At 58.6% G+C, this 23,322-nt stretch carries 22 protein-coding genes; 15 read left to right on the top strand and 7 right to left on the bottom strand.

The window, feature by feature from the left end; genetic code table 11:
- Positions 1–12: 12 nt before the first annotated feature.
- On the bottom strand, positions 13–930 hold the full coding sequence (locus tag FIU92_RS15990; RefSeq protein ID WP_152459561.1) for a hypothetical protein: 918 nt from the start codon (positions 928–930) through the stop codon (positions 13–15).
- A 99-nt stretch (positions 931–1,029) separates the two neighbouring features.
- Positions 1,030–3,747 carry a preprotein translocase subunit SecA gene (gene secA, locus FIU92_RS15985; RefSeq protein WP_152459560.1) on the bottom strand — a complete coding sequence of 906 codons (2,718 nt, stop codon included), beginning with the start codon at positions 3,745–3,747 and terminating at the stop codon, positions 1,030–1,032.
- A 176-nt stretch (positions 3,748–3,923) separates the two neighbouring features.
- Here secA and FIU92_RS15980 point away from each other — a divergent pair, with 176 nt between their 5' ends.
- The 3 genes from FIU92_RS15980 to FIU92_RS15970 are packed head-to-tail and all read left to right on the top strand — an operon-like array spanning position 3,924 to position 6,400.
- The gene (locus FIU92_RS15980; RefSeq protein WP_152459559.1) at positions 3,924–4,772 is read left to right on the top strand and encodes a peptidylprolyl isomerase; all 849 of its coding nucleotides are present in this window, start codon (positions 3,924–3,926) and stop codon (positions 4,770–4,772) included.
- 6 nt (positions 4,773–4,778) lie between these two features.
- Positions 4,779–6,005 (top strand): bifunctional glutamate N-acetyltransferase/amino-acid acetyltransferase ArgJ, encoded by a 1,227-nt coding sequence (argJ, locus tag FIU92_RS15975; protein WP_152459558.1) that lies wholly within the window; start codon positions 4,779–4,781, stop codon positions 6,003–6,005.
- Positions 6,002–6,400 carry a (deoxy)nucleoside triphosphate pyrophosphohydrolase gene (locus FIU92_RS15970; RefSeq protein ID WP_152459557.1) on the top strand — a complete coding sequence of 133 codons (399 nt, stop codon included), beginning with the start codon at positions 6,002–6,004 and terminating at the stop codon, positions 6,398–6,400. The genes argJ and FIU92_RS15970 overlap by 4 nt, the downstream gene beginning before the upstream one ends.
- Positions 6,401–6,424: 24 nt before the next feature.
- Here FIU92_RS15970 and FIU92_RS15965 read toward each other — a convergent pair whose 3' ends face one another.
- Positions 6,425–6,871 carry a GFA family protein gene (locus FIU92_RS15965; protein ID WP_152459556.1) on the bottom strand — a complete coding sequence of 149 codons (447 nt, stop codon included), beginning with the start codon at positions 6,869–6,871 and terminating at the stop codon, positions 6,425–6,427.
- Positions 6,872–7,166: 295 nt separating this feature from the next.
- Between FIU92_RS15965 and FIU92_RS15960 the strand changes: the two genes are divergently transcribed.
- The 10 genes from FIU92_RS15960 (at position 7,167) to FIU92_RS15915 (ending at position 18,113) form a co-directional block, all read left to right on the top strand.
- Positions 7,167–9,110 (top strand): AMP-binding protein, encoded by a 1,944-nt coding sequence (locus FIU92_RS15960; protein WP_171230227.1) that lies wholly within the window; start codon positions 7,167–7,169, stop codon positions 9,108–9,110.
- Positions 9,111–9,188: 78 nt separating this feature from the next.
- The gene (locus FIU92_RS15955) at positions 9,189–10,007 is read left to right on the top strand and encodes an ABC transporter ATP-binding protein (protein ID WP_152459554.1); all 819 of its coding nucleotides are present in this window, start codon (positions 9,189–9,191) and stop codon (positions 10,005–10,007) included.
- 29 nt (positions 10,008–10,036) lie between these two features.
- On the top strand, positions 10,037–11,023 hold the full coding sequence (locus FIU92_RS15950; protein ID WP_152459553.1) for a branched-chain amino acid ABC transporter permease: 987 nt from the start codon (positions 10,037–10,039) through the stop codon (positions 11,021–11,023).
- Positions 11,024–11,026: 3 nt separating this feature from the next.
- Positions 11,027–11,284 carry a hypothetical protein gene (locus FIU92_RS15945; protein ID WP_152459552.1) on the top strand — a complete coding sequence of 86 codons (258 nt, stop codon included), beginning with the start codon at positions 11,027–11,029 and terminating at the stop codon, positions 11,282–11,284.
- Between the two features lie 3 nt (positions 11,285–11,287).
- Entirely contained in the window at positions 11,288–12,364 is a 1,077-nt protein-coding gene (locus tag FIU92_RS15940; protein WP_152459551.1) for a branched-chain amino acid ABC transporter permease, read from the top strand.
- 74 nt (positions 12,365–12,438) lie between these two features.
- Positions 12,439–13,722 (top strand): ABC transporter substrate-binding protein, encoded by a 1,284-nt coding sequence (locus FIU92_RS15935; RefSeq protein WP_152459550.1) that lies wholly within the window; start codon positions 12,439–12,441, stop codon positions 13,720–13,722.
- 109 nt (positions 13,723–13,831) lie between these two features.
- The gene (locus FIU92_RS15930) at positions 13,832–14,665 is read left to right on the top strand and encodes an ABC transporter ATP-binding protein (RefSeq protein WP_152459549.1); all 834 of its coding nucleotides are present in this window, start codon (positions 13,832–13,834) and stop codon (positions 14,663–14,665) included.
- A gap of 19 nt (positions 14,666–14,684) precedes the next feature.
- On the top strand, positions 14,685–15,902 hold the full coding sequence (locus FIU92_RS15925) for a phenylacetate--CoA ligase family protein (protein WP_152459548.1): 1,218 nt from the start codon (positions 14,685–14,687) through the stop codon (positions 15,900–15,902).
- A 122-nt stretch (positions 15,903–16,024) separates the two neighbouring features.
- On the top strand, positions 16,025–17,689 hold the full coding sequence (locus FIU92_RS15920; RefSeq protein ID WP_152459938.1) for an iron ABC transporter permease: 1,665 nt from the start codon (positions 16,025–16,027) through the stop codon (positions 17,687–17,689).
- 73 nt (positions 17,690–17,762) lie between these two features.
- The gene (locus tag FIU92_RS15915) at positions 17,763–18,113 is read left to right on the top strand and encodes a DUF2794 domain-containing protein (protein ID WP_152459547.1); all 351 of its coding nucleotides are present in this window, start codon (positions 17,763–17,765) and stop codon (positions 18,111–18,113) included.
- Here the strand turns inward: FIU92_RS15915 and FIU92_RS15910 are convergent.
- The 3 genes from FIU92_RS15910 to FIU92_RS15900 form a co-directional block, all read right to left on the bottom strand.
- Positions 18,110–18,847: a C40 family peptidase gene (locus FIU92_RS15910; RefSeq protein ID WP_152459546.1), complete on the bottom strand. Its 738-nt coding sequence runs from the start codon at positions 18,845–18,847 to the stop codon at positions 18,110–18,112. The genes FIU92_RS15915 and FIU92_RS15910 overlap by 4 nt on opposite strands.
- Positions 18,844–20,226: a M17 family metallopeptidase gene (locus tag FIU92_RS15905; RefSeq protein ID WP_152459545.1), complete on the bottom strand. Its 1,383-nt coding sequence runs from the start codon at positions 20,224–20,226 to the stop codon at positions 18,844–18,846. Before FIU92_RS15905 ends, FIU92_RS15910 begins: the two co-directional genes overlap by 4 nt.
- 63 nt (positions 20,227–20,289) lie before the next feature.
- Positions 20,290–20,679 carry a hypothetical protein gene (locus FIU92_RS15900; RefSeq protein WP_152459544.1) on the bottom strand — a complete coding sequence of 130 codons (390 nt, stop codon included), beginning with the start codon at positions 20,677–20,679 and terminating at the stop codon, positions 20,290–20,292.
- A gap of 144 nt (positions 20,680–20,823) precedes the next feature.
- Here FIU92_RS15900 and FIU92_RS15895 point away from each other — a divergent pair, with 144 nt between their 5' ends.
- Together FIU92_RS15895 and FIU92_RS15890 are read left to right on the top strand one after the other, a co-directional pair.
- Positions 20,824–21,474, top strand: coding sequence for a carbonic anhydrase (locus FIU92_RS15895; protein WP_152459543.1), 651 nt, complete (start codon positions 20,824–20,826; stop codon positions 21,472–21,474).
- A 98-nt stretch (positions 21,475–21,572) separates the two neighbouring features.
- Complete coding sequence (locus FIU92_RS15890) at positions 21,573–22,109, top strand: SRPBCC family protein (protein ID WP_152459542.1); 537 nt, start codon at positions 21,573–21,575, stop codon at positions 22,107–22,109.
- A 47-nt stretch (positions 22,110–22,156) separates the two neighbouring features.
- On the opposite strand, the gene FIU92_RS15885 is transcribed toward FIU92_RS15890, so the two are convergent.
- On the bottom strand, positions 22,157–23,074 hold the full coding sequence (locus FIU92_RS15885) for an endonuclease/exonuclease/phosphatase family protein (protein WP_152459541.1): 918 nt from the start codon (positions 23,072–23,074) through the stop codon (positions 22,157–22,159).
- Between the last annotated feature and the right edge of the window lie 248 nt (positions 23,075–23,322).

Genomic DNA, 23,322 nt, shown 5'->3' with positions numbered 1-23,322 from the left:
CCTGCCTGCGGATTACTTTGCCGCAATTGTCAGGTCTGAGAGCAGATTATTCAACACCAGAAACTCACCGGCCTGCGAACAATCCGGCAGGGTCAGGGACATGTCGCGCGACCGCAGACGGGTATCGGACAGAAGTTCCAGCGCCTGCACATTCAGCGTTTGCCCGCAGTTGGATTCGGTCACTTCGGCTTCGACCGTCAGGTCGATGCTGCCGGACCGATCCGACGCGCCCGTCGGAAAGGAATATACTTCGATATTCTTGGCACGACCCAGACCCGTCTGGCCCAGGCGCAGAACCTCTCCTGCGCCATTTGCCGAGGAATCATCCCACACGTGGCCGCTGCTGCCATAGCTTGCCCCGAATTCCAGCGCGTGAATCTGCAACTCGGTAACACCCTGCCATTGCAGGACGACGCGGTCATATTCGGCAATGTCGGTCACGTGAGTGGTGGCGACCGTACCCGTTTCATCTTCGAATGAAATCAGGAAAATCGCGTATTCCGACAGTGCCGGGATGGTCATGTTCAAGGCACCGGAATCGTCGGTGTTCTGGCTGACCGTCAGGCCGCTGTGATGAATTTCAACGCGTTCGTTTCGGTGGCAGGGTGCCCGCAGCGACAGCTGTGCCATGGCGCCGGGGACGGCGACGGCGCGCGCGCTGATGTTGCAATCCGTCGTTTTCGGGGCTGACGGAACTGCGCGAGGTTCGGGCGCTGCCGCCCCGGAATCTGCGTCAGACGCCGGAGCTGAAGTCAGTACGATAGCATCCAACCCCGACAGAACCGAAGATTGCTGAGATGCCGAGGCAACATCAACACTATCCCCCGCGTTCGCCGGCTGCGCGGTTGGTCCGTTCTGCATCAGGTAGCCTATGCCCAAAGCACAAGCGACCGTGCCGCACATGGTCACGTAGTTTCGAACTACAAACAAGACACCCTCCCCAGTTGAAGGAGCAAATCGCACATTCGCCACGAATCGCGGCCAATTTGTGGCCGCGAGACGAACACATTGTGGATTCGGCGGGTGACGTTAGGTCAGTCGGCCATGGCAGTGTTTGAACTTCTTGCCCGAGCCACACGGGCACGGATCATTTCGCGACGGGTTGCCCCAGGTCGATGGATCGCTTTCGTCGAACCCCGGAAGCGCATCACCCGAGGCCGCAGCCTCGGCCTTGGCTTCGGCCTGTTTCGCGGCCTTGTCCACGGCCTCCTGCGCCTGAGCCTGCTGCCCTGCCATCTGCGCCAGCATTTCTTTCTGTTCTTCTTCGGTCAGCGGGCGTACGCGCGACAATTGCTGTGTCACGGTCTCGCGCAGGGAATCCAGCATGCTTTCGAACAGCTGAAAGCTTTCGGTCTTGTATTCGTTCAGAGGATCGCGCTGGGCATAACCGCGGAACCCAACGACCGAGCGCAGATGTTCCAGGGTCAGCAGATGCTCGCGCCATTTGCTGTCGATGGTCTGAAGCAGAACCTGTTTTTCGATGTTGCGCATGTTTTCAGGGCCAAAGGCGACGGCCTTCTGGGCCATCATCTCATCCGCGGCCTTGATCAGACGTTCGCGCACCTGCTCGTCATCCACGCCTTCTTCGGCGGCCCAGTCCTGAACCGGGACGTCCATGTTCAGCTTGTCCTTTATCGCCTCGTGCAGACCCTCAGTATCCCACTGATCAGCATAGGATTTCGGCGGCATGTATTCGTCAATCAGGTCGTCAATCACCTGTTCGCGCATATCCGAGACGATCTCGGACAGGTCGTTCGCAGACATGATTTCGCGGCGCTGGCTGAAGATCACCTTCCGCTGGTCGTTCATCACGTCGTCGAACTTCAGAACGTTCTTGCGCATGTCAAAGTTACGTCCTTCGACCTTGGACTGCGCGCGTTCCAGCGACTTGTTCACCCAGGGGTGAATGATCGCCTCGCCTTCTTTCATGCCCAGCGTGGTCAATACCTTGTCCAGCCGTTCCGAGCCGAAGATGCGCATCAGGTCATCCTCGAGGCTCAGATAAAACACCGTTCGGCCCGGGTCGCCCTGACGGCCGGAACGACCGCGCAGCTGGTTGTCGATCCGGCGGCTTTCGTGGCGTTCCGACGCCATGACGTAAAGACCGCCAGCAGCCAGAACCTTTTCTTTTTCTTCGGCGTGGCGTGCTTCTTCGGCGGCCCGCAGCTCGGACGGATCCGCGTCTGGATTCTCGGCAATCGCTTTCAGCACCTTCATCTCGACATTGCCGCCAAGCTGAATGTCGGTGCCGCGACCGGCCATGTTGGTGGCGATGGTTACCGCACCCAGACGACCGGCATCAGCAACGATCTGAGCCTCTTGTTCGTGCTGGCGGGCGTTCAGAACGTTGTGCTTGATACCTTCCTTGGTCAGCATCTGGCTGAGCAGTTCGGATTTTTCGATCGACGTGGTCCCCAGCAGAACCGGCTGGCCCTTTTCCTGCGCCTTTTTCGTCTCGGCGATCATCGCATTGTATTTTTCGGCGGCCGTACGATAGACCTGATCATCTTCGTCGATACGGGCAATCGGCAGGTTGGTCGGAACTTCGACCACGCCCAGACCGTAGATCTCGGCAAATTCTTCGGCTTCGGTCAACGCGGTGCCGGTCATGCCGCTCAGTTTGTCGTACAGGCGGAAATAGTTCTGGAATGTCACGCTTGCCAATGTGACGTTTTCCGGCTGGATCTGAACCTTTTCCTTGGCTTCGATCGCCTGATGCAGACCTTCGGACAGGCGACGCCCCGGCATCATGCGGCCGGTGAATTCATCGATCAGAACGACGTTGCCGTCGCGCACGATGTAATCCTTGTCGCGCTGGAACAGCTTGTGTGCACGCAGCGCCTGGTTGACGTGATGCACGACGGTGGTGCTTTCCGGATCATACAGGGAATGGCCTTCGGGAATCAGGCCGGCCTGAAGCAGCTGTGCCTCAAGAAATTCGTTGCCTTCATCGGTAAAGGTCACATTGCGCGATTTTTCGTCCAGGGTGTAATGATCATCGCTCAGCGTCGGGATCAGGGCATCAATGGCGGTGTACAGATCCGACCGGTCCTGCGCAGGACCCGAGATGATCAGCGGCGTCCGCGCTTCATCGATCAGGATCGAGTCGACCTCGTCCACAATCGCAAAGTTGTGATGCTTCTGGTAAACCTGCTCCAGATCCGCCTTCATGTTGTCGCGCAGATAGTCAAAGCCCAGCTCATTGTTGGTGGCATACGTGATGTCACAGGAATACGCTGCCAGTTTTTCCGCGTCGGGCTGGCCGGACCAGATCACACCAGTGGTCATGCCTACGGCCGCAAACACCTTGCCCATCCATTCCGCGTCACGTTTGGCCAGGTATTCGTTCACCGTGACGACATGCACGCCCTTGCCGGTCAGCGCGTTCAAATAGGCCGGGAAGGTGGCGACCAGAGTCTTGCCTTCGCCCGTCTTCATTTCCGAGATGTTGCCCTGATGCAGGAAAATGCCGCCCATCAGCTGCACGTCAAAGGCCCGCAGGCCAAGTGCGCGCTTGGCGCCTTCGCGTACGTTGGCAAAGGCCTCGGGCAGCAGGTCGTCCAGGCTTTCGCCATCCAGTGCGCGCTTGCGCAGGTCTTCGGTCTTGTCGATCAGACCTTGATCTGAAAGCTTTTCAAACTCTGGCTCCAGCGCATTGATCTTTTCGACCAGAGGGCGGGTCGCCTTGATCTTGCGGTCGTTCGGTGTTCCGAACACCTTTTTGGCGAGCGTTCCGAGTCCCAGCATGTTCACTCCAGAGGATCTGTTCTTTTCGTGGTTGCGACAGGCTTGCCCACCTTGCGCGCAACCCATAGATACGGGGGGTGAAAGGCGGCCCTGTCCAAGGCTTCAAAGCGATGTAAGCGGCAGGTTCCAGAGTGTCAACGCCGCGCCCTGTCGCGGCAAGAAAATAGGATGATTCAATGCCCAAAGGTCTCACTTTTCTGCCATCGCTGGTCCTGGCCGCCGTGATGGCCCTGCCGCTGGCCGCCGAAACCCAGCCGGATGCGTCGACCGTTGTCGCTCGGGTAAACGGGGATGAGATCACATTGGGTCACGTGATCGCCACCGTCGCTTCTCTGCCACCGCAATATCAGCAGGCGGAAGACGACGTGCTGTTCGATTTCGTTCTGGAACAGCTGATCCAGCAGCAATTGCTGGGACAGCAACAGGATGGCCTGAACAAGCAAAACGCGCTGACACTCGACAATGAAAAGCGGTCGCTTCAGGCGGTTCAGACGGTCGCGGCTCTGACCAACGATCTCGTCACAGAGGAAGCCATTCAGGCCGCTTACGATGCGCGTTTCAATGATTTTGCGGGTGAAGACGAATTCGACGCCAGCCATATTCTGGTGGAATCGGAAGAAGAAGCCAAAGCGCTCAAGGCACAGCTTGATGATGGCGCCGACTTTGCGGAACTTGCCCGAGAGAACTCGACCGGTCCGTCCGGCCCGAATGGTGGCGCGCTGGGATGGTTCGGAAAAGGCCAGATGGTGCCTGAGTTCGAGGCAGCAGTGATCGCGCTGGAAAAAGGTCAGGTGTCGGAACCGGTGCAAACTCAGTTTGGCTGGCATCTGGTCAAGCTGAACGACAAGCGCAAAACCGAAGCCCCCGAACTGGACGCGGTGCGCGATGAGCTGGCCCAAACGATCCAGCAAGATGCCATTCAGGCGCGGATCGACGAGTTGACGCAGCAGGCACAGATCGAACGCCCTGCGCTGGAAGGCGCAGGCCCTGAGATCATGCGCCAGCTGGACCTGATTCAGGAGTAAAGACCAGTGGCCACGATCACGAAGGTTTCGCCGCTGGCGCCGGCGTCTTTCCCTGAACTGCCTGCGATTGACGGTGTGCGTTTTGCCACCGTCGAAGCGGGTGTGCGCTATAAGGGTCGCACGGATGTCATGCTGGCTGTTCTTGATCCGGGCACGTCGGTGGCGGGTGTCTTCACCCGCTCGGCCACCCGCGCGGCACCGGTTCTGGATTGTCAGAAGAAAATAGGCGGCCCCAGCGATGGACCTGCGGCGATCCTTGTGAACTCGGGCAACGCCAACGCCTTTACCGGGCATTATGGCCAGACATCGGTTGCCGAGGTGACGCAGGCCGTTTCCAAATCGACCGGTGTCCCGGTCGAACGGGTCTTTACCTCGTCCACCGGTGTCATCGGTGAACCGCTGCCGCATGATCGCATCATATCGCAGCTTGAGGCGTTGAAATCCGGCCTCAGCCGCCATGCCATCGAAAACGCCGCGCGGGCGATCATGACGACGGACACGTTCCCGAAAGGGGCGAGCGCACAGGTCGAAATCGGTGGCAAAACAGTCTCTATTGCAGGGATTGCGAAGGGTTCCGGAATGATCGCGCCAGACATGGCGACGATGCTGGTCTATATCTTCACCGACGCACAGGTTGAGCAATCGGCGTTGCAGGAAATGCTGAGCGCCCACACAGATCGCACCTTCAACTGCATCACTGTGGACAGCGACACCTCGACCTCGGATACGCTGCTTTTGTGCGCCACCGGGGCCTCGGGCGTCGATGCCACCACCAACGCTGCATTTGCCGAGGCGCTGGAAGGCGTGATGCTGGATCTGGCGCAACAAGTGGTGCGTGACGGGGAAGGCGCCACCAAATTCGTGGAAATCCGCGTGACCGGAGCCGCCTCGGACGCTGACGCCAAGATCCACGGTCTGGCCATCGCCAACTCCCCTCTGGTAAAAACCGCCATTGCCGGTGAGGATCCGAACTGGGGCCGTATCGTCATGGCCATCGGCAAGTCGGGCGCGGCGGCGGATCGCGACAAGCTCAGCATTTCCTTCGGTGATATTCTTGTGGCCGAGAACGGCTGGGTCAGCCCGGATTATCGCGAGGAAGACGCCGCCGCCTATATGAAAGGGCAGGACCTCGTGATTGCGGTCGATCTGGGGCTGGGCGAAGGGAAATCCACCGTCTGGACCTGTGATCTGACCCACGGCTATATCGAGATCAACGCGGATTATCGCTCGTGAGAACCGTGTTAGTCTCTGCTGTCGCCCTGATCGACATCGAGGGCCGCGTGCTGCTGGCCCAACGCCCCGAAGGCAAATCCATGGCCGGACTGTGGGAATTCCCCGGCGGCAAGATCGAGCCGGGCGAAACCCCCGAGGCCGCCCTGATCCGCGAGTTGCACGAGGAACTGGGCATCGACACCTGGGCCTCGTGCCTTGCACCGCTGACCTTTGCCAGCCACAGCTATGATGATTTCCACCTGCTGATGCCTCTGTTTGCCTGCCGCAAATGGGACGGCATCCCGCAGTCGAAAGAGGGTCAGGCGCTGAAATGGGTGCGCGCGAATGACCTGCGGAACTATCCGATGCCGGCTGCCGATGTGCCGCTGATTCCGATTTTGCGGGATTGGCTTTGAGCGTTACTTAGACCCTGAATCGGCCTAATCGTCATAAGCACTCAAATCCTCTGGGGCGTGAAGGAGTGTGCCCTCGTACTTCTTCAGATCGTCTTCGATACGAAGCCATGGCAGCTTGCTTTGGTAGTTGACGTGGAAGGTCGGAACAAAGTCCTCTGGGTGTTCCATTGAAGCGGCATATAAATGCATCCCACCAGGGTAATGGTCTGCTTCAAAACCAACTGGAGAACCACAATCGCGGCAGAAATGCCGAAATACACCTTTTGAGCTTTCCAGTGTTTTGGGTGCTTGGGCAGTCCATTTGAAGTTCCGAAGTGGAACACCCAACCATGCAACTATGGGTGCGGCACAGTTTCGACGGCAATCATCGCAATGGCAGTAGCAAGCCCATGTCACATCCCCGATAAACTCCCATTTCGTATTTTTGCACAGGCAATTGCCTCGCGTTGTCATGTCAAGCTCCTTGTTCATTTGCCAATTTGTATTGGCACGCCCATTGGCCCAAGACTGTTTGAAAGCGGACAGTTAAAGTACAAAACACGACTAGAATATGCGGTTTGAAACAGGATCAGACGATCACCCCTCCATTGTTACAATTCGTAAGAATTGAGAAAACATCACGAAAAAGTTGACGCTGATCGTCCTCCTTGTCCTTAATCGGGGCAGCAGCGTTCCGGTCTGACCCGGCGACGCCGTTCCGGCCCAACTCGGGGCCGGATGGGGAGGAGAGATAGAATTGGCTCAGACGCAGTCGGGCGCCGAAGGGATGCACTCCCTTCCGGCGCTGCTACATCGCAATGCGACGCAGTTCGGGGATGCCCCGGCTTACCGCGAAAAGGAATTCGGGATCTGGCAATGCTGGACCTGGGCGGAAACGGCCGCCGAGATCCGCGCGCTGGCGCTTGGATTTCTTGAACTTGGCGTTGAAAAGGGTGACCACATCGCCGTAATCGGGCGCAACCGCCCGGCACATTACTGGTCAATGGTTGCGGCGCAGATGGTCGGTGCCATTCCGGTCCCTCTCTATCAAGACGCGGTTGCCGAAGAGATGGCCTATGTGCTGGAGCATTGCGGAGCGAAATATGTCGTCTGCGGCGATCAGGAGCAGGTCGACAAGGTCATCGAGATTCAGGAAAACCTGCATCAGGTCAAACACATCCTCTATACCGACAAGCGCGGTATGCGGAAATACGACCACAGCCAGATGAATGCCCTTGACGACATCAAGGCCGAGGGCAGCGCCGGTCATGCGCGTTTCGACGCCGAACTGGACAGGCGCATCGGCGAGATCACCTATGACGACACCTGCGTGATGCTTTATACCTCGGGCACCACAGGCAAGCCCAAGGGCGTGGTGCTGTCAAACCGCAACGTGATCGAAAGTGCAAAGAACTCGGCCGAATTCGACCACCTGACCCGCAACGAAGACATCCTGTCCTATCTGCCGATGGCCTGGGTGGGGGATTTCATCTTTTCCATCGGTCAGGCCTACTGGTGCGGGTTCTGCGTGAACTGCCCCGAAAGCGCCGACACGATGATGACTGACCTGCGCGAGATCGGGCCGACCTATTTCTTCGCGCCGCCGCGGGTCTTCGAGACCCAGCTGACCAACGTGATGATCCGAATGGAGGATGCCAGCAAGCTCAAGCAGCGCATGTTCCACTACTTCATGGCGCATGCCAAGAAGGTCGGCGGCCGGTTGCTGGATGGCAAGCCGGTGAGCTTGGGTGACAGGTTGAAATATGCGCTGGGCAATCTGTTGGTTTACGGGCCGCTCAAAGACACGCTGGGATATGGGCGCTTTCGGGTGGGCTATACGGCGGGTGAGGCGATCGGGCCGGAGATCTTTGATTTCTATCGCTCTTTAGGCATCAACCTGAAACAGTTGTACGGCCAAACCGAGGCGACCGTGTTCATCACCGTCCAGCCCGACGGCGAGGTGCGCGCCGACACCGTTGGCGTCCCGGCCCCCGATGTCGAGATCAGGATCGACGACAAGGGCGAGATACACTACCGCTCGCCTGGCGTTTTCGTCGAATATTTCAAGAACCCGGACTCGACCGCATCGACCAAGGACCCTGAAGGCTGGGTGGCCACGGGCGACGCGGGGTTCATCGAGGAAAGCTCGGGTCATCTGCGGATCATCGACCGCGCCAAGGACGTGGGCAAGATGGCCGACGGGTCGATGTTCGCGCCGAAATATGTCGAGAACAAGCTGAAGTTCTATCCCGATATTCTGGAGGCGGTGCTGTTCGGCAATGGCAAGGATCGCTGTGTGGCCTTCATCAATATCGATCTGACCGCGGTCGGCAACTGGGCCGAACGCAACAACGTGGCCTATGCCTCGTATCAGGAACTGGCGGGACATCCGCGCGTGCTAGAGACGATCAAGGCCCATGTGGAAGAGGTGAACAAGTCGGTCGCCGCTGACGAGATGCTATCGGGCTGTCAGGTGCACCGCTTTGTGGTGCTGCACAAGGAACTGGATGCCGATGATGGCGAGATGACCCGGACCCGCAAGGTGCGGCGTGGGTTTGTCGAGGACAAGTTCAGCGACATCATTGCCGCGCTTTATGACGGGTCCAAGACGGTTTCGACCACGACCGAGGTGACCTATGAGGATGGTCGCAAGGGATCGATTTCGGCGACGCTGGAAATTGTCGATGCGCCGGTTGTTCCCGTCGCCCAACACAAGGTTGCCGCAGAATGAGGGCCGCACGCGCGCCGCTCGACCTGCGGTCATCGCCCCGCCCGCCGTCCCGTTTTCGCGCAAGTCAGGGAGTGACCGATGCTGGATAATTCCGAAGGATATGTCACCGAAGACGGTCGCAAGATCGGCGGTGTGGTGATGGAAATGAAGAACATCACTCTGCGCTTTGGCGGCGTGGTGGCGATCAAGGATATCTCGTTCGATATCCGCGAGGGCGAGATCCGCGCCATCATCGGGCCGAACGGCGCCGGGAAATCCTCGATGCTGAACGTGATCTCGGGCTTCTATGTTCCGCAGGAAGGCGAGGTCTGGTTCCATGGGTCCAAGCGCCCGCCCATGCGCCCCTTTGAGGTGGCGCAGCAGGGAATCGCGCGGACGTTCCAGAACATCGCCCTGTTCGAGGGTATGAGCGTTCTGGACAACGTGATGACAGGTCGTCTGAACTTTATGAAGACCAACATCCTCCAGCAGGCGATCTGGCGCGGCAAGGCCGAAGCGGAAGAGGTGCAAAACCGCGAGGCGGTCGAGAAGATCATCGACTTTCTTGAAATCCAGCACATTCGCAAGACGCCTGTGTCGCGCTTGCCGTATGGCCTGAAAAAGCGGGTCGAACTGGCGCGGGCGCTGGCGGCGGAACCCAAACTATTGCTGCTGGATGAGCCTATGGCAGGCATGAACGTCGAAGAAAAAGAGGACATGAGCCGGTTTATCCTGGACGTGAATGACGAATTCGGCACCACCATCGCCCTGATTGAGCACGATATGGGCGTTGTGATGGATCTCAGCGACCGGGTGGTCGTGATGGATTACGGCAAGAAGATCGGCGACGGCACACCCGATGAGGTGCGCAACAACCAGGAAGTCATCGACGCCTATCTGGGGGTCAGCCATGATTAAGCTCTGGGCAGAATTAGAGAGGGGCTGGCATGCCTGAACAACTTATCTTCGCGATGGAGGTCATCCTCAATGGTCTGATGGCCGGGGTGCTCTATGCGCTGGTCGCGCTGGGCTTTGTGCTGATCTACAAGGCGTCCGGTATTTTCAATTATGCGCAAGGGGTTATGGCCCTGTTTGCGGCAATGACGCTGGTCGGGATCATGAATGGGCAAGTGCCGTTTGCCCATCTGATCAACGCGACTTTCGGCACCCATATCCATTATTTCGGGTGGAATGTGCCCGCGCTGTTCGCGATCATTCTGACGATGGGTGTGATGGTGTTGCTGGCCTGGGCCGTGCAGCGGTTCGTCATGCGCCATCTGGTGGGGCAGGAACCGATCATTCTGTTTATGGCGACCATTGGTCTGGCGTACTTCCTTGAAGGCGTGGCCGACCTGATGTGGGGGTCTGAAATCAAGACGCTGGATGTGGGCCTGCCACAAGGGATCAACCTGTGGATTGATGAGACGACCTATAACATCTTCGACTACGGCTTCTTCATCGACAATCTGGACATCGTGGCAACGATCATTGCGGCGCTGTTGGTGGCCGCTCTGGTGGCGTTCAGCCAGTACACCAAGCAGGGCCGCGCCATGCGCGCGGTGGCGGATGACCATCAGGCGGCGCTGTCGGTGGGCATATCGCTCAACTTCATCTGGGTCATGGTCTGGTCGGTGGCCGGGTTCGTTGCTCTGGTCGCGGGCATCATGTGGGGCACCAAATCGGGGGTCCAGTTTTCACTGTCGCTGATCGCACTCAAGGCGCTGCCGGTGCTGATGCTGGGCGGGTTCACCTCGATCCCTGGCGCCATCGTCGGCGGGCTGATCATCGGCGTGGGTGAAAAGCTGTTCGAATTCGCAATCGGACCGATGGTCGGTGGCGCAACCGAGAACTGGTTTGCCTATGTGCTGGCGCTGATCTTCCTTGTGTTCAGGCCGCAGGGCCTGTTCGGAGAAAAGATCATCGAGAGGGTGTAGGGCATGACCAAGCTGATCGCCATCATCAACGTGATCGCATGGGCGGGTTTCTGGGCCTTTGGCTACATCGCTCTCACATCAAACGATCTGACCGAAGGCCAACTGACGATTGCAGCGATCCTGGCCTTTGCAGGGCTGATTATGGGGGTTCTGGCCTACTTGAAGCTGGTGCGCGCCTCGGAGGCGAGCGGATATGCCAAAGGGTCCAATCAATTGGACGCCGCAGCCCGGAATCGGGCGCAGGAACAATGGGGAAAGTAAGACATGTTCTATCGTGAGGCCGGAGATTTCAAAACCTCCTACGTGGATGACAGCCAGACTTTCCCGATCAAGTTCGATCGGTATCGGTACTATGTGGTGCTGGCGGTGGCCTTCGGGATCATTCCGTTCATCATCAACGACTATTGGGCCAATGCACTTCTGCTGCCCTTCCTGATCTATGCGATCGCGGCCATTGGGCTGAACATTCTTGTGGGGTATTGCGGGCAGGTCAGCCTGGGTACCGGGGGGTTCATGGCCGTTGGGGCCTATGCCTGCTACAAGCTGATGACCGCCTTTCCAGACGTGTCGATGTTCATCCACGTGATCCTAGCCGGTGGCATCACTGCCATCGTGGGCGTGCTGTTCGGCTTGCCATCCTTGCGGATCAAGGGGTTTTATCTTGCGGTGGCGACGCTGGCGGCGCAGTTCTTTCTGGTCTGGCTGTTCAACCGGGTGCCGTGGTTCTACAACTACTCGGCTTCGGGGCAGATCAACGCGCCGGAACGCGATGTGTTCGGCATCATCATCACCGGTCCGAATGCATCGGCCTGGGCCACCTATCTGTTCTGTCTGATTTTCCTGACCGCCTGCGCGATCGTTGCGCGCAACCTGACACGTGGTACGACAGGGCGGACATGGATGGCGATCCGCGACATGGACATCGCCGCCGAGATCATCGGGGTGAACCCTCTCAAGGCGAAACTGACCGCCTTTGCCGTAAGCTCGTTCTTCGTGGGTATCGCGGGCGCGCTGTTTTTCGCGGTCTATCTGGGCGCGGTCGAGGTCGGCGAGGTGTTCGGGATCCAGAAATCGTTCCTGGTTCTGTTCATGGTCATTATCGGCGGATTAGGGTCTATTTTCGGATCCTTTGCCGGGGCCGCATTCCTGGTTTTGCTGCCGGTGGTTCTGAAACTTGTCGGCGTCGATTTGCTGGGCTGGCCCACTGACATCGTCGCGCATCTTAACCTGGTGATCGTGGGTGCGCTGATCATCATGTTCCTGATCCTAGAACCACACGGGCTGGCACAGCTGTGGCGCGTGGCGAAAGAGAAACTCAGACTCTGGCCGTTCCCGCACTAAGGGGCAGGCCCAAGGAAAAGACGGGTGCGAAGCCCGAAACTCAACATCGGATCAATCAAGGGAGGACACACCCGATGAACAAGAAACTGGCAACCCTGGCGCTGGGCGCCGTGATGGCCGCAGGTCCGGTCATGGCCGACCTGGTGTTCCCATCGCTCAGCTACCGGACTGGCCCATACGCAGCGGGCGGCATTCCGTTCGCGGATGGCTATGCGGACTATTTCACCCTGCTGAACGAACGCGATGGCGGTATCGGTGGCGTTCCGGCCAAGGTTATCGAGTGCGAAACCGGCTATAACACCGAAAAAGGTGTGGAATGCTATGAATCGACCAAGGGTGAAGGCGCCCTGGTCTATCAGCCACTGTCGACCGGCATCACCTATCAGCTGATCCCGAAAGTAACGGCAGACGGCATCCCGCTGCACACGATGGGCTATGGCCGGACCTCGGCTGCCAACGGCAAGGTGTTCAGCCATGTGTTCAACTATCCGGCCAACTATTGGAACGGTGCATCCGGCGCGATCAACTATCTGCTGGATGAAAATGGCGGAGATCTGAGCGGCAAGAAGATTGCGCTGGTCTATCACAACTCTGCCTACGGCAAAGAACCGATCCGCACACTTGAAACCCTGGCCGAAAAGCATGGCTATGAACTGACCCTGCTGCCCGTTGACCATCCCGGTCAGGAGCAAAAGTCGCAGTGGTTGCAGATCCGCCGTGAAAAGCCTGACTATGTCATCATGTGGGGCTGGGGCGTCATGAACCAGGTTGCGGTTCAGGAAGCCGCCAACATCCGCTTCCCGATGGAAAATTTCATCGGCGTCTGGTGGTCGGGCGCGGAATTCGACGTTGAGCCGGCAGGTGAAAAAGCCAATGGCTATAAAGCGTTGACCTTCACCGGCCTGGGTATGGACTATCCGGTCTACGACGATCTGAAGAAATACGTTGTGGATGCCGGTAAAGCCGCCGGCGCAGGTGATCAGCTGGGAACGGTTCAGTACAACCGTGGTCTCTATGCCGCGATGTTGGCAGCCGAAGCCGTGAAGACCGCACAGGAGATGCACGGAACCGCCGATATCGACGCATCGATGATGCGTGACGGAATGGAAGCGCTGGAGATCACCAATGCCAAGATGGAAGGTCTGGGCATGGCAGGTTTTGGACCCGAATTCGCGGTAAGCTGTGAAAACCATGGCGGACCCGGTCTTGTGGGCGTCGTTCAGTGGGATGCGGCAGCAGGAACCTGGAACCCGGTTCAGGATTTCAAACCGACCGATGTCGAGGTGATCAGCGCGCTGATCGAAGAAGACTCGGGCGCATATGCGGCTGAAAACAACATCTCTCCGCGTTGTGAATGATAAACTGATCGCCCCGGACATTCCGGGGCGGTGCAGACAACCGGAGCGGCGGTTTGCCGCCGCTCCTCACGAACAGTCCCGAAGGGGACAGGCATGAGGACACGCGCTGATGCTTGATGCGGCACAAACCACTGACGTGCAGGCGGAAACCCTGCTTGAGGTCAACAATATCGAGGTGATCTACAACCACGTGATCCTCGTGCTGAAGGGCGTAAGCCTGACTGTGCCCAAGGGCGGTATTACGGCCTTGCTGGGGGGCAATGGCGCGGGCAAGACGACCACGCTCAAAGCAGTCTCTAACCTGCTGCATTCAGAACGCGGCGAGGTCACGAAAGGCACGATCAAGTATCGTGGCCAAAACGTACACGAAAGCGACCCCGCCGTTTTGGTTGAAAAAGGCGTGATTCAGGTGATGGAAGGCCGTCACTGTTTCGAACACCTGACGGTTGAAGAAAACCTGCTGACGGGCGCGTATACTCGCAAGGACGGCAGCGCAGCGATCCAGCAGGATCTGGAACTGGTCTACAATTACTTTCCCCGCCTGAAAGAGCGCCGCCGCTCGCAGGCAGGTTATACGTCGGGTGGTGAACAGCAGATGGTCGCCATGGGCCGGGCACTGATGTCGCGCCCCGAGACAATCCTGCTGGACGAACCTTCGATGGGACTGGCGCCGCAGTTGGTCGAAGAAATTTTCGGTATCGTGAAAGATCTCAACGAGAAAGAGGGCGTATCGTTCCTGTTGGCCGAGCAGAACACAAATGTCGCCCTTCGGTTCGCGCATTACGGATACATTCTGGAATCCGGGCGCGTTGTGATGGATGGCCCGGCCGCAGAACTGCGCGAGAATCCGGATGTCAAAGAATTCTACCTCGGCATGTCTGACGAAGGCCGCAAGAGTTTTCGCGATGTGCGGTCCTATCGTCGCCGCAAGAGGTGGCTGTGAGCGGATGGAGGATATCGCGATGACCTATTTCGACGCACTCGAAACACGCTCGGCGGACGAACGCGCTTCGGATCAGGCCGCAGCCCTGGTAGAGCAGATCAAGCGTGCTGCATCGGCACCCGGGTTTGCTGCACATTTTTCTGATTCAGACACTAACAAAGTGATTTCGGCAGATGATCTGCCGATGCTGCCGGTGCTGCGCAAGTCGGACCTGATCCGCGCGCAGGCGGAGCGCCCCCCTTTTGGTGGTTTCACCGTGAAGCCTGCGCGCCACTTTCATCACGTGTTCCAGTCCCCCGGGCCGATCTATGAACCGGGCAGCACCGATCACGACTGGTGGCGTATGGGCCGGTTCCTGCATGCCGCTGGTGTTGCAGCTGGCGATATTGTTCAGAACTGCTTTGGCTATCACCTGACGCCGGCTGGCATGATCTTTGAAAACGGTGCCCGCGCAGTTGGTGCTGCCGTTTTGCCGGCGGGAACCGGGCAGACCGAACTGCAGGTGACAGCCGCGCGTGACGTTGGCTGCACCGCCTATGCGGGCACTCCTGATTATCTAAAGGTCATCCTGGACAAGGCCGACGAGATGGGCGTTTCGCTGAATTTCTCCAAGGCCGCTGTTGGTGGTGGCGCGCTGTTCCCGTCCCTGCGTCAGGAATATGCGGATCGCGGTATTTCGTGCCTGCAATGCTATGCGACGGCGGATCTGGGTAACATCGCCTATGAAAGCGCCGCGGTGGAAGGGATGATCATCGACGAGCACGTGATCGTCGAAATCGTGACGCCCGGAACCGGAACCCCGGTAGAGCCGGGCGAGGTGGGCGAAGTTGTCGTGACCTCTCTCAACCCGGATTACCCGCTGATCCGCTTTGCGACCGGGGATCTTTCTGCCGTCATGCCGGGTGTCTCGCCCTGTGGCCGGACCAACACCCGGATCAAAGGCTGGATGGGTCGCGCCGATCAGACCACCAAGATCAAGGGAATGTTCGTACGCCCGGAACAGGTTGCGGCCCTGGTCGACAAGCATGAGGAAATTGTCAAAGCCCGCGTCATCGCAGCCCGCCAGGGTGAGATGGACACGATGACTGTCCGGATCGAAAGCCCACGCGGTGACGACCCGGCATACGCCAAGTCAGTGGCCGAAGTGTTGAAACTGAAAGGTGCGATCGAGGTCGTGGCACCCGGATCCCTTCCCAAGGACGGGGTGGTGATCGAGGATCAGCGCGTCTACGAATAGCGGTGTTTTTCAGATCTGCGGCAGTTTGTGCCGCAGATTTGTTGACCGATGCACTGGTGTTTCCGAGCTTTTTGGTCGATTAAAGGCGAACCCTTCGCCTTTGCCAATCACAAGCCGGGATGATGGCCGAAATCGAGTTTTCACAGAATGGATCGCGCAATCGCGGTGTACGCGGTACCCGACTGCTGGCGGGCATCGCCTATGTCGTGGCTGCCGCATGCCTTTTGCCGATGATCGCCGTGGTCCTGGCGGCTGTAACCGGGGGAACGGACACGATCTCGCACCTGATGGAGACGGTGCTGCCAGGCTATATCGCGACGACCCTGATTCTTGTGGTCCTGGTCGCGGCCGGCACGTTCAGCATCGGCACCGGGGCGGCCTGGCTGGTAACGATGACCCGTTTTCCCGGCGTGCGGTTTCTAGAGATCGCACTGGTCCTTCCGCTGGCCTTTCCGGCGTATGTTCTGGCCTATGCCTACACTTTCATTCTGGATCACCCGGGCATCGTTCAAAGCACGCTGCGTGATGTAACGGGCTGGGGCCCGCGCGACTATTGGTTCCCGGAAATCCGCTCGACCGAGGGTGCGGCGGTCATGTTGATCCTGGTGCTTTACCCTTATGTCTATCTGCTTGCACGGGCTGCGTTCCTGCAACAAAGCGCAACCGCGTTTCTGGCGGCGCGGGCTCTGGGCAACAATCCATGGCTGGCTTTTCGGCGCGTGTCACTGCCGATGGCGCGACCCGCCATTGCAGGCGGCGTTCTGCTGGCCGTCATGGAGACCATCGCAGATTTCGGAACCGTGTCGTATTTCGGTGTGCAGACCTTTGCCACCGGGATCTACACAAGCTGGTTTTCCATGGCCGATCGTGCGGCAGCGGCGCAACTGGCCCTGTGCCTGCTGGTCTTTGCCCTGATCATGGCCGTGGCCGAGCGCACCCAGCGTGGCAAGGCAAAATACTATCAGGCGGGGAAACAGCATGTGGCGCAACCGGCGGCAAATCTGACGGGTCTGCGCGCCTGCGGGGCATTTCTGCTGTGTGCAATACCCGTTCTTTTCGGTTTTTTGCTGCCCGTCGTCATTCTGGTTGAGATGGGCCTGGACTCCGAACAGAACCTGCTGTCGCAGCGTTATATCGGCTTCATCCAGAACTCGTTGATTCTTGCTGGTACGGCGGCGGTCATCACCGTCTTTGCAGCGATCAGTGTCGGGTTCTTTCAACGCCTGAGGCCCGGGCGCGCTTCGTCTGCGACCGCATATATGGCGCGTCTGGGATATGCCGTTCCCGGTGGCGTCATTGCAGTTGGTTTGATCGTCCCCTTTGCGAGTTTTGACAACGCGCTGGACGTCTGGATGCGACAGACCTTCGACGTGTCCACGGGGCTGTTGGTGACAGGTTCGATCTGGCTGCTGGTCGCTGCTTACATGGTGCGTTTCCTGGCTGCCGCGCTCAGCGCCTATGAAGGGGGTCAAAGCACTGTACATGCGAATATGGATGCCGCAGCCCGTTCGCTGGGTCAGACGCCGTTGGGAACATTGCGACGGGTTCACCTGCCGATTCTGACCCCCTCTCTGCTGACGGCCCTGCTGATCGTGTTCGTGGACGTGATGAAAGAGCTTCCCGCCACGCTGATCATGCGCCCGTTCAATTTCGACACATTGGCGGTGCAGGCGTATCGGCTGGCCTCGGACGAGAGGCTGGAGGGCGCCGCCGTGCCTTCGCTGGTCATTCTGGCGGTAGGTCTGTTGCCTGTAATCCTGATCTGCCGTCAGGTCGGCCGACGGTAACACTTGTGTCGCAATTGTAGGACAACTGCGCATCAGGCTTGATTCAAACACGATTTCCGGCAAGGCTGGAGGTATGAATATGCAGCCTCCCAGCCGGTTCTCGGCAAGCGCAGCGCAGATGCCCGTGGCTTTCGACCGGCATGAGATGTCTCAAATCCTATCCGTTTATGGTCGGATGGTCGCCGCCGGAGAATGGCGCGACTACGGTATTTCCAACCTGCGCGACATGGCGGTGTTCTCAATTTTTCGGCGCACCGCAGAACATCCGATCTACCGCGTCGAAAAACACCCGCGCCTGAGGTCCCGGCAGGGAATGTATTCCGTCATAGGTATGGATGGCCGCATCCTGAAACGCGGCCACGATCTGCGGGCAGTCCTGTGGGTGCTGGAACGCAAGCTGATCCGGGCCGTAAACCCGGATTAGAGCCTTTTGTGGGCCGTGACGGGCCCGTCACCCTGATCCAATATGCGGTGGATCGCCTGATCCATTGGTTCGAAAACCACGGCCATATGGCTGGCGTTCGCATGCAAAAGCATGTTTTGGCCCGAAACCCAGGCCACGTGCCCTTTCCAGAACAACAGATCACCCCGTTGCGCAGGGGTCCCTTCGATCACGGTTTTGCCCAAAGCGCGTTCCTGATCGCCGCTGTCGCCGGGGCACGGCAGGCCACAAGCCAAAAGCGCCGCCTGCACCAACCCGGAACAATCGATGCCGAACCGGCTGTTGCCGCCCCACAAATAGGGTGTGCCCAGAAACAGCTGGGCCACTTCGACCGGGTCGTCAGGCTTTTCGGTCATCGGCGCCGTGTGTACCATTGGGATATATCCCAGTTCGGTTTCAACAAACCGGTCCGTCTCGGTCCTGGCTTGGATTTTGCTTCCGAAACTCAGCGACACCAGATCGCGGCTTTTGAAATCCGCTTCCTGGTAGGCATGCGTTGCAGGCGCCGTGATCCAATGCGTCGCAGGCGCATCCGCCGTCAGCTGATCTGATCGCAACCAGCCGGTATACCCGTCTTTGTCTGCGATGACCCTGTTCCAGCCGCTCTTTGTTTCCTCGATCCGAACCGTATCACCGAACAACAATTGCCGGTCGCGCGGTCCGTCTGGGCTGCGCAGCAAATCGACAAAGGGTGCGGAAACTCGATGGCGTGTCACAGTCCCAATATCTCCGGCAATGCCGTCAGCACGGCACGAGGCCCCTGACCCAGACCGCCCTTGGTGCGCCCCGGTTCTTTGCTGGGCTGCCAGGAATAGATGTCGAAATGGATGTAGCGGCATGCGCCCACGAACCTGCGCAGAAACAGGGCGGCTGTGATCGACCCTGCAAACCCGCCCGACGGCGCGTTGTCCAGATCGGCGATGCCGGGTTCAATCATCGCTTCATAGGGCGTGTGGAACGGCATGCGCCAGACCGGATCAGCCGAAGCCTCAGCGGCATGCGACAGGGCAGACGCGCAGCGCTGATCATCGGTATAGAACGGTGCCAGATCGGGGCCCACAGCCACACGGGCGGCCCCGGTCAGCGTCGCCATCGAGATCACCAGATCGGGCTCACCTTCTTCAGCAAGCGCCAACGCATCAGCAAGCACCAGACGCCCTTCGGCATCCGTATTGTTGATCTCGACCGTCAGTCCCTTGCGAGAGGTCAGGATGTCACCAGGGCGGAAGGCATTTCCGGCAAGCGCGTTTTCGACCGCCGGTATCAAGACCCTCAATTGCAGAGGAAAACCCAACTGCATGATCATCCGCGCCAACCCCAATACATTGGCCGCGCCACCCATGTCCTTCTTCATCAGACCCATGGATGCGCCTGGTTTCAGGTTCAATCCACCCGTATCGAAACACACCCCCTTGCCGACCAGAGTCAGCTTGGGGCCGCTGCTGCCCCAATTCAGCTCGATCAGCCGGGGGGCCTGTTCGGCGGCGCGCCCTACGGTGTGGATCATAGGAAAATTCTGTTCCAGCAAGGCCGCGCCGCTGATCACGCTGCACGCGGCACCGAATTCGCTGGCTAGAGCCTCGGCCGCCTGCTGCAACTGCTCAGGACCCATATCCGAGGCTGGCGTATTCACCAGATCGCGGGTCAGAACTTCGGCATTGGCCATCGTTTCGATACGGTTGGCGTCGACACCTTCGGGCGCAACCAGCGCCGCAGTTCCAGCGGATTGAGACGCGTAGCGGTCGAAGGCGTAGCCTGTCATCAACCAGCCTAAACACTCCATCTCCAGACGATCAGCGGGAATGCCGGACGCGATATGATAGGTTCCTTCGGTCAATGCCATGGCTGCGGCGGCCAATGGGAACCTTTTTCGCGCGCGCTTGTCTTCTGTTCCATACCCGGCCAGCACAAAATCAACCGCGCCAAGCGCGCCTGGCACCAGCAGGGTCTGCCCCATCGCACCTGTAAACCCGTTTGCGGCAACCCAGGCCCGGACGGTATCCGGCTGGTCCTGCAACCAACTGTCCAAATCCGGCTGCGCAATCACATGAAGCGGTATGGACGGGTCAGAGGATGGGGCGAAGGACAGGGTCATGGGCGTCTCGGCTGATGGTTTCTGCGCACAGACTAGCCGCGCATGATCTGCCCGCAACCCCTGTCAGACGGAAAGGTCCTGCTGGTCCCAGACGGCGGTCAGCGATCGTTCGCCCACGCGGATCAAACGCCCAAGCGTCGCGCCCGCCGCAACGGCGTCACCGGCATCGACGGTGTGGGCCACGTCACCCGCCACCTGGGCCAGGGCCGTCATCCCGATCTGTTCGGATATAGCGACCAGTGACCTGGCGCATTTGCGCAGGTCCGCCCATTCGCGCCGACGCCAGTAGCGTTCGCAGTTTGACAGGCGCACGGCAAGCTCTTCGACCGTGCGACACAGAACATCCAGCGCATCCTTGTCGCCAAGTTGCCGGTATAGCCCGCTTAATTGATCCGAGTCCAGACGGACGGATTCCTTGTGTTCAAGCGTGATAATCTTTTCCACCACATTCACCCTAGTTCAAACGCCCCCACGGCGCGGTGTTGATCCTGGCAGAAAATTCCTTTGCAAAACCTTGCAGGGAAACTGGATAATGGCTCGAATTTTCTTTGAATTCGGTTTAGATCATCCGTCAGCGACAAGAACGGGGACATTGAAATGGAATTTGCCAAACCTCTGCCGAGCTACCTTGTAAAACGGTATCACGGATGGAAGGCCACAACATATTCGGAAAACCAGGTTTGGTATCGCCGTCTTGCCGATGAAGGGCAACGCCCCCGCGCCATGGTCATATCCTGCTGCGACAGCCGGGTTCACGTCACGTCCATGTTTGGCGCTGACCAGGGCGATTTCTTTATTCACCGCAATATCGCCAATCTGGTGCCGCCCTATGCTCCGGACGGGGACCACCACGGCACCAGCGCCGCCATCGAATATGCCGTAACGGCGCTCAAGGTCGCTCATTTGATCGTGCTGGGGCATTCGCAATGCGGCGGCGTGCAGGGCTGCATCGACATGTGCAAGGGGCAGGCGCCGCAGCTGGATGCCAAGGACAGCTTTGTTGGCCGCTGGATGGATATTCTGAAGCCGAAATTCGAACTGGTCGCGGATATCGAGGACGGTGTCGAACAGGCCCGGCAGTTCGAACGTCAATCGGTTGTCGCTTCGCTGGAAAACCTGATGACCTTCCCCTTCGTCTCGTCCGCCGTTGATCAAGGCGCGCTGAGCTTGCACGGCTTGTGGACGGATATCGGCGCAGGCGGGCTTGAAAGCTATGATCCTTACCAAAAAAAGTTCGTCCCGGTCTGACGGCGACAGAGCTGGAAATCCGAAACAACAATGGCGGCTCTGATTCAGGGCTGTTTTTGGTATACTCCACCCATTACACCTGAAGATCGGAGCCTGCCATGAAAGTCATCAAGCGCATCTGCGCAGGATTGGTCGTTTGTATTCTGGTTCTGGTCGCAGTTTCCTATCTGTTGCCGGGAAAGGCGGAAGTTTCGCGTAGCATCGCGATCGACGCGCCGCCAAGCGCCATCTTTCCTTACGTGAATTCGATGCAGGAAACCGAAAAGTGGTCTCCGTGGCTGCACCGGGACCCCGAAACCAAATTGACTTATTCCGGCCCTGCCGCCGGGGTCGGAAACACTCTGAACTGGGCGTCGGATCACCCGCAGGTCGGTACGGGATCACAGGAAATCGTCGAAAGCGTGGAAAACCAACAGGTCAAAACGGCGCTGGATTTCGGCCCGATGGGTACTGCCACAGCGTCCTTCATCCTTGAGCCGGACGGGGCGGGAACCAGAGTGACCTGGGGGTTTGACTCGGATCTGGGCCTGAACCCCATGTCCCGCTGGATGGGGTTGATGATGGATACGTGGGTGGGCGAGGATTATGACCGTGGTCTGACCAATCTGAAAGCACTGGTTGAAAACCAAAGCTAGGCCGCTTGTTCGTGGGGAAGCATGCGTCGGCGTGCTTGACCGAAGTCCTAGCCCAGTCGAAACCGGGCAAGCTTTCCCAGGTGATCGGATCCCATGAAGGGGCGCAGCTCAACCGTTCCGGTTGTGCCTTTGGGGAACAAAAGGTTGTCTATCGGCAATGGGATTTTCCAACTGCCGAGGTTGTGGGTGTTCAGGACGGTTCCAAAGCTCTGGTTATTTGCGGCCGCTCCGATCCGTCTGACGCTTTCGCCCCAGGGCACCATATTGAAATCCCCGGCAATCAGAACCGGTCCTTCAAGCTGGCTGATGCGGTCGGCAATCACCTGGCTTTGCCTGGACTGGTCGTAAGGAAATGGCCAGTTCAGATGAACTGAAACAACCCAGACCAAGTCACCGCCGGGCGCTTTGACCTGTAACCCCACAAGCCCAAAACCTTGCAGACAGAATTCCGAGCTCTCGACAATCGGCAAGGTCGTCAGGATGGCGACGTTTTGTTCAGGACGGAATTCACAGATCGCCTGTTCGGGGTAATGTTCGAACAGATTGCTCATGTACTTGCGATTGTGGCTGGAGACTTCCTGCAATGTCACGATCTGAGCGTCTGATTCAAGGATATCATCGGCCAGCGAATACCGGGGCCAGGCTTTGCTCATGAGGTTCTTCTGGTATAGCGTCAGGCAGGAGTCGTCGCAATCGTCCGAGGGCGCGGCAACGCTGGCCGCGATGGACCCGATGGCCACCCCGGAAAAGAGCAAGGTGGCCAATGCAAGATATCTGGCGCGCATAAAAAGCAGAATTACCGCGCAGGGGAGAAGCAAAACACCAGCCTGAGGCCGGAGCAGAGCGATTGAATCTCCTACGGCAAAAACCTGCCCCGTAAAGCCAATGACGACCAGTATCATCAGAATGCATGTGCATCCGATGGTCAGGGTTCTGGCAATCCTGCGTCTGGTCGAAATGTGCATGCCCTGCCTCTTTTTCCCTGCACGAGACACTATTATTCGGACTTCCGGCATCCGCCACGAACAAGGTTCAGTTTTAGGTGGCAAGCGGCTCTGGTTTTGTCAACAGGTTGGCGATTTTCACCGCGCGCAAGACTGTACCCTAACCGAGGTACATAGCGCAGCCATGATGGATGCGGGTGATGGACCGGAAGGTGCCGATTTGGTGGGAGAGGTGATCCGAGCCGGTTCTGCTGAGCGCATTGACGGGC

Origin of the sequence: Ruegeria sp. THAF33 (genome assembly GCF_009363615.1) — a bacterium.
Taxonomy (GTDB): domain Bacteria; phylum Pseudomonadota; class Alphaproteobacteria; order Rhodobacterales; family Rhodobacteraceae; genus Ruegeria.
This window is presented reverse-complemented; position numbering and strand designations above follow the sequence as displayed.

Coding starts and splice junctions, on each gene's coding strand:
- FIU92_RS15950 (WP_152459553.1), top strand. CDS start 10,037: ATGCCTGAACAACTTATCTTCGCGATGGAGGTCATCCTCAATGGTCTG.
- FIU92_RS15965 (WP_152459556.1), bottom strand. CDS start 6,871: ATGAACAAGGAGCTTGACATGACAACGCGAGGCAATTGCCTGTGCAAA.
- FIU92_RS15930 (WP_152459549.1), top strand. CDS start 13,832: ATGCTTGATGCGGCACAAACCACTGACGTGCAGGCGGAAACCCTGCTT.
- FIU92_RS15905 (WP_152459545.1), bottom strand. CDS start 20,226: ATGACCCTGTCCTTCGCCCCATCCTCTGACCCGTCCATACCGCTTCAT.
- secA (WP_152459560.1), bottom strand. CDS start 3,747: ATGCTGGGACTCGGAACGCTCGCCAAAAAGGTGTTCGGAACACCGAAC.
- FIU92_RS15920 (WP_152459938.1), top strand. CDS start 16,025: ATGGCCGAAATCGAGTTTTCACAGAATGGATCGCGCAATCGCGGTGTA.
- FIU92_RS15895 (WP_152459543.1), top strand. CDS start 20,824: ATGGAATTTGCCAAACCTCTGCCGAGCTACCTTGTAAAACGGTATCAC.
- FIU92_RS15915 (WP_152459547.1), top strand. CDS start 17,763: ATGAATATGCAGCCTCCCAGCCGGTTCTCGGCAAGCGCAGCGCAGATG.
- FIU92_RS15925 (WP_152459548.1), top strand. CDS start 14,685: ATGACCTATTTCGACGCACTCGAAACACGCTCGGCGGACGAACGCGCT.
- FIU92_RS15955 (WP_152459554.1), top strand. CDS start 9,189: ATGCTGGATAATTCCGAAGGATATGTCACCGAAGACGGTCGCAAGATC.
- FIU92_RS15890 (WP_152459542.1), top strand. CDS start 21,573: ATGAAAGTCATCAAGCGCATCTGCGCAGGATTGGTCGTTTGTATTCTG.
- FIU92_RS15980 (WP_152459559.1), top strand. CDS start 3,924: ATGCCCAAAGGTCTCACTTTTCTGCCATCGCTGGTCCTGGCCGCCGTG.
- FIU92_RS15945 (WP_152459552.1), top strand. CDS start 11,027: ATGACCAAGCTGATCGCCATCATCAACGTGATCGCATGGGCGGGTTTC.
- FIU92_RS15960 (WP_171230227.1), top strand. CDS start 7,167: ATGCACTCCCTTCCGGCGCTGCTACATCGCAATGCGACGCAGTTCGGG.
- FIU92_RS15885 (WP_152459541.1), bottom strand. CDS start 23,074: ATGCACATTTCGACCAGACGCAGGATTGCCAGAACCCTGACCATCGGA.
- FIU92_RS15935 (WP_152459550.1), top strand. CDS start 12,439: ATGAACAAGAAACTGGCAACCCTGGCGCTGGGCGCCGTGATGGCCGCA.
- FIU92_RS15940 (WP_152459551.1), top strand. CDS start 11,288: ATGTTCTATCGTGAGGCCGGAGATTTCAAAACCTCCTACGTGGATGAC.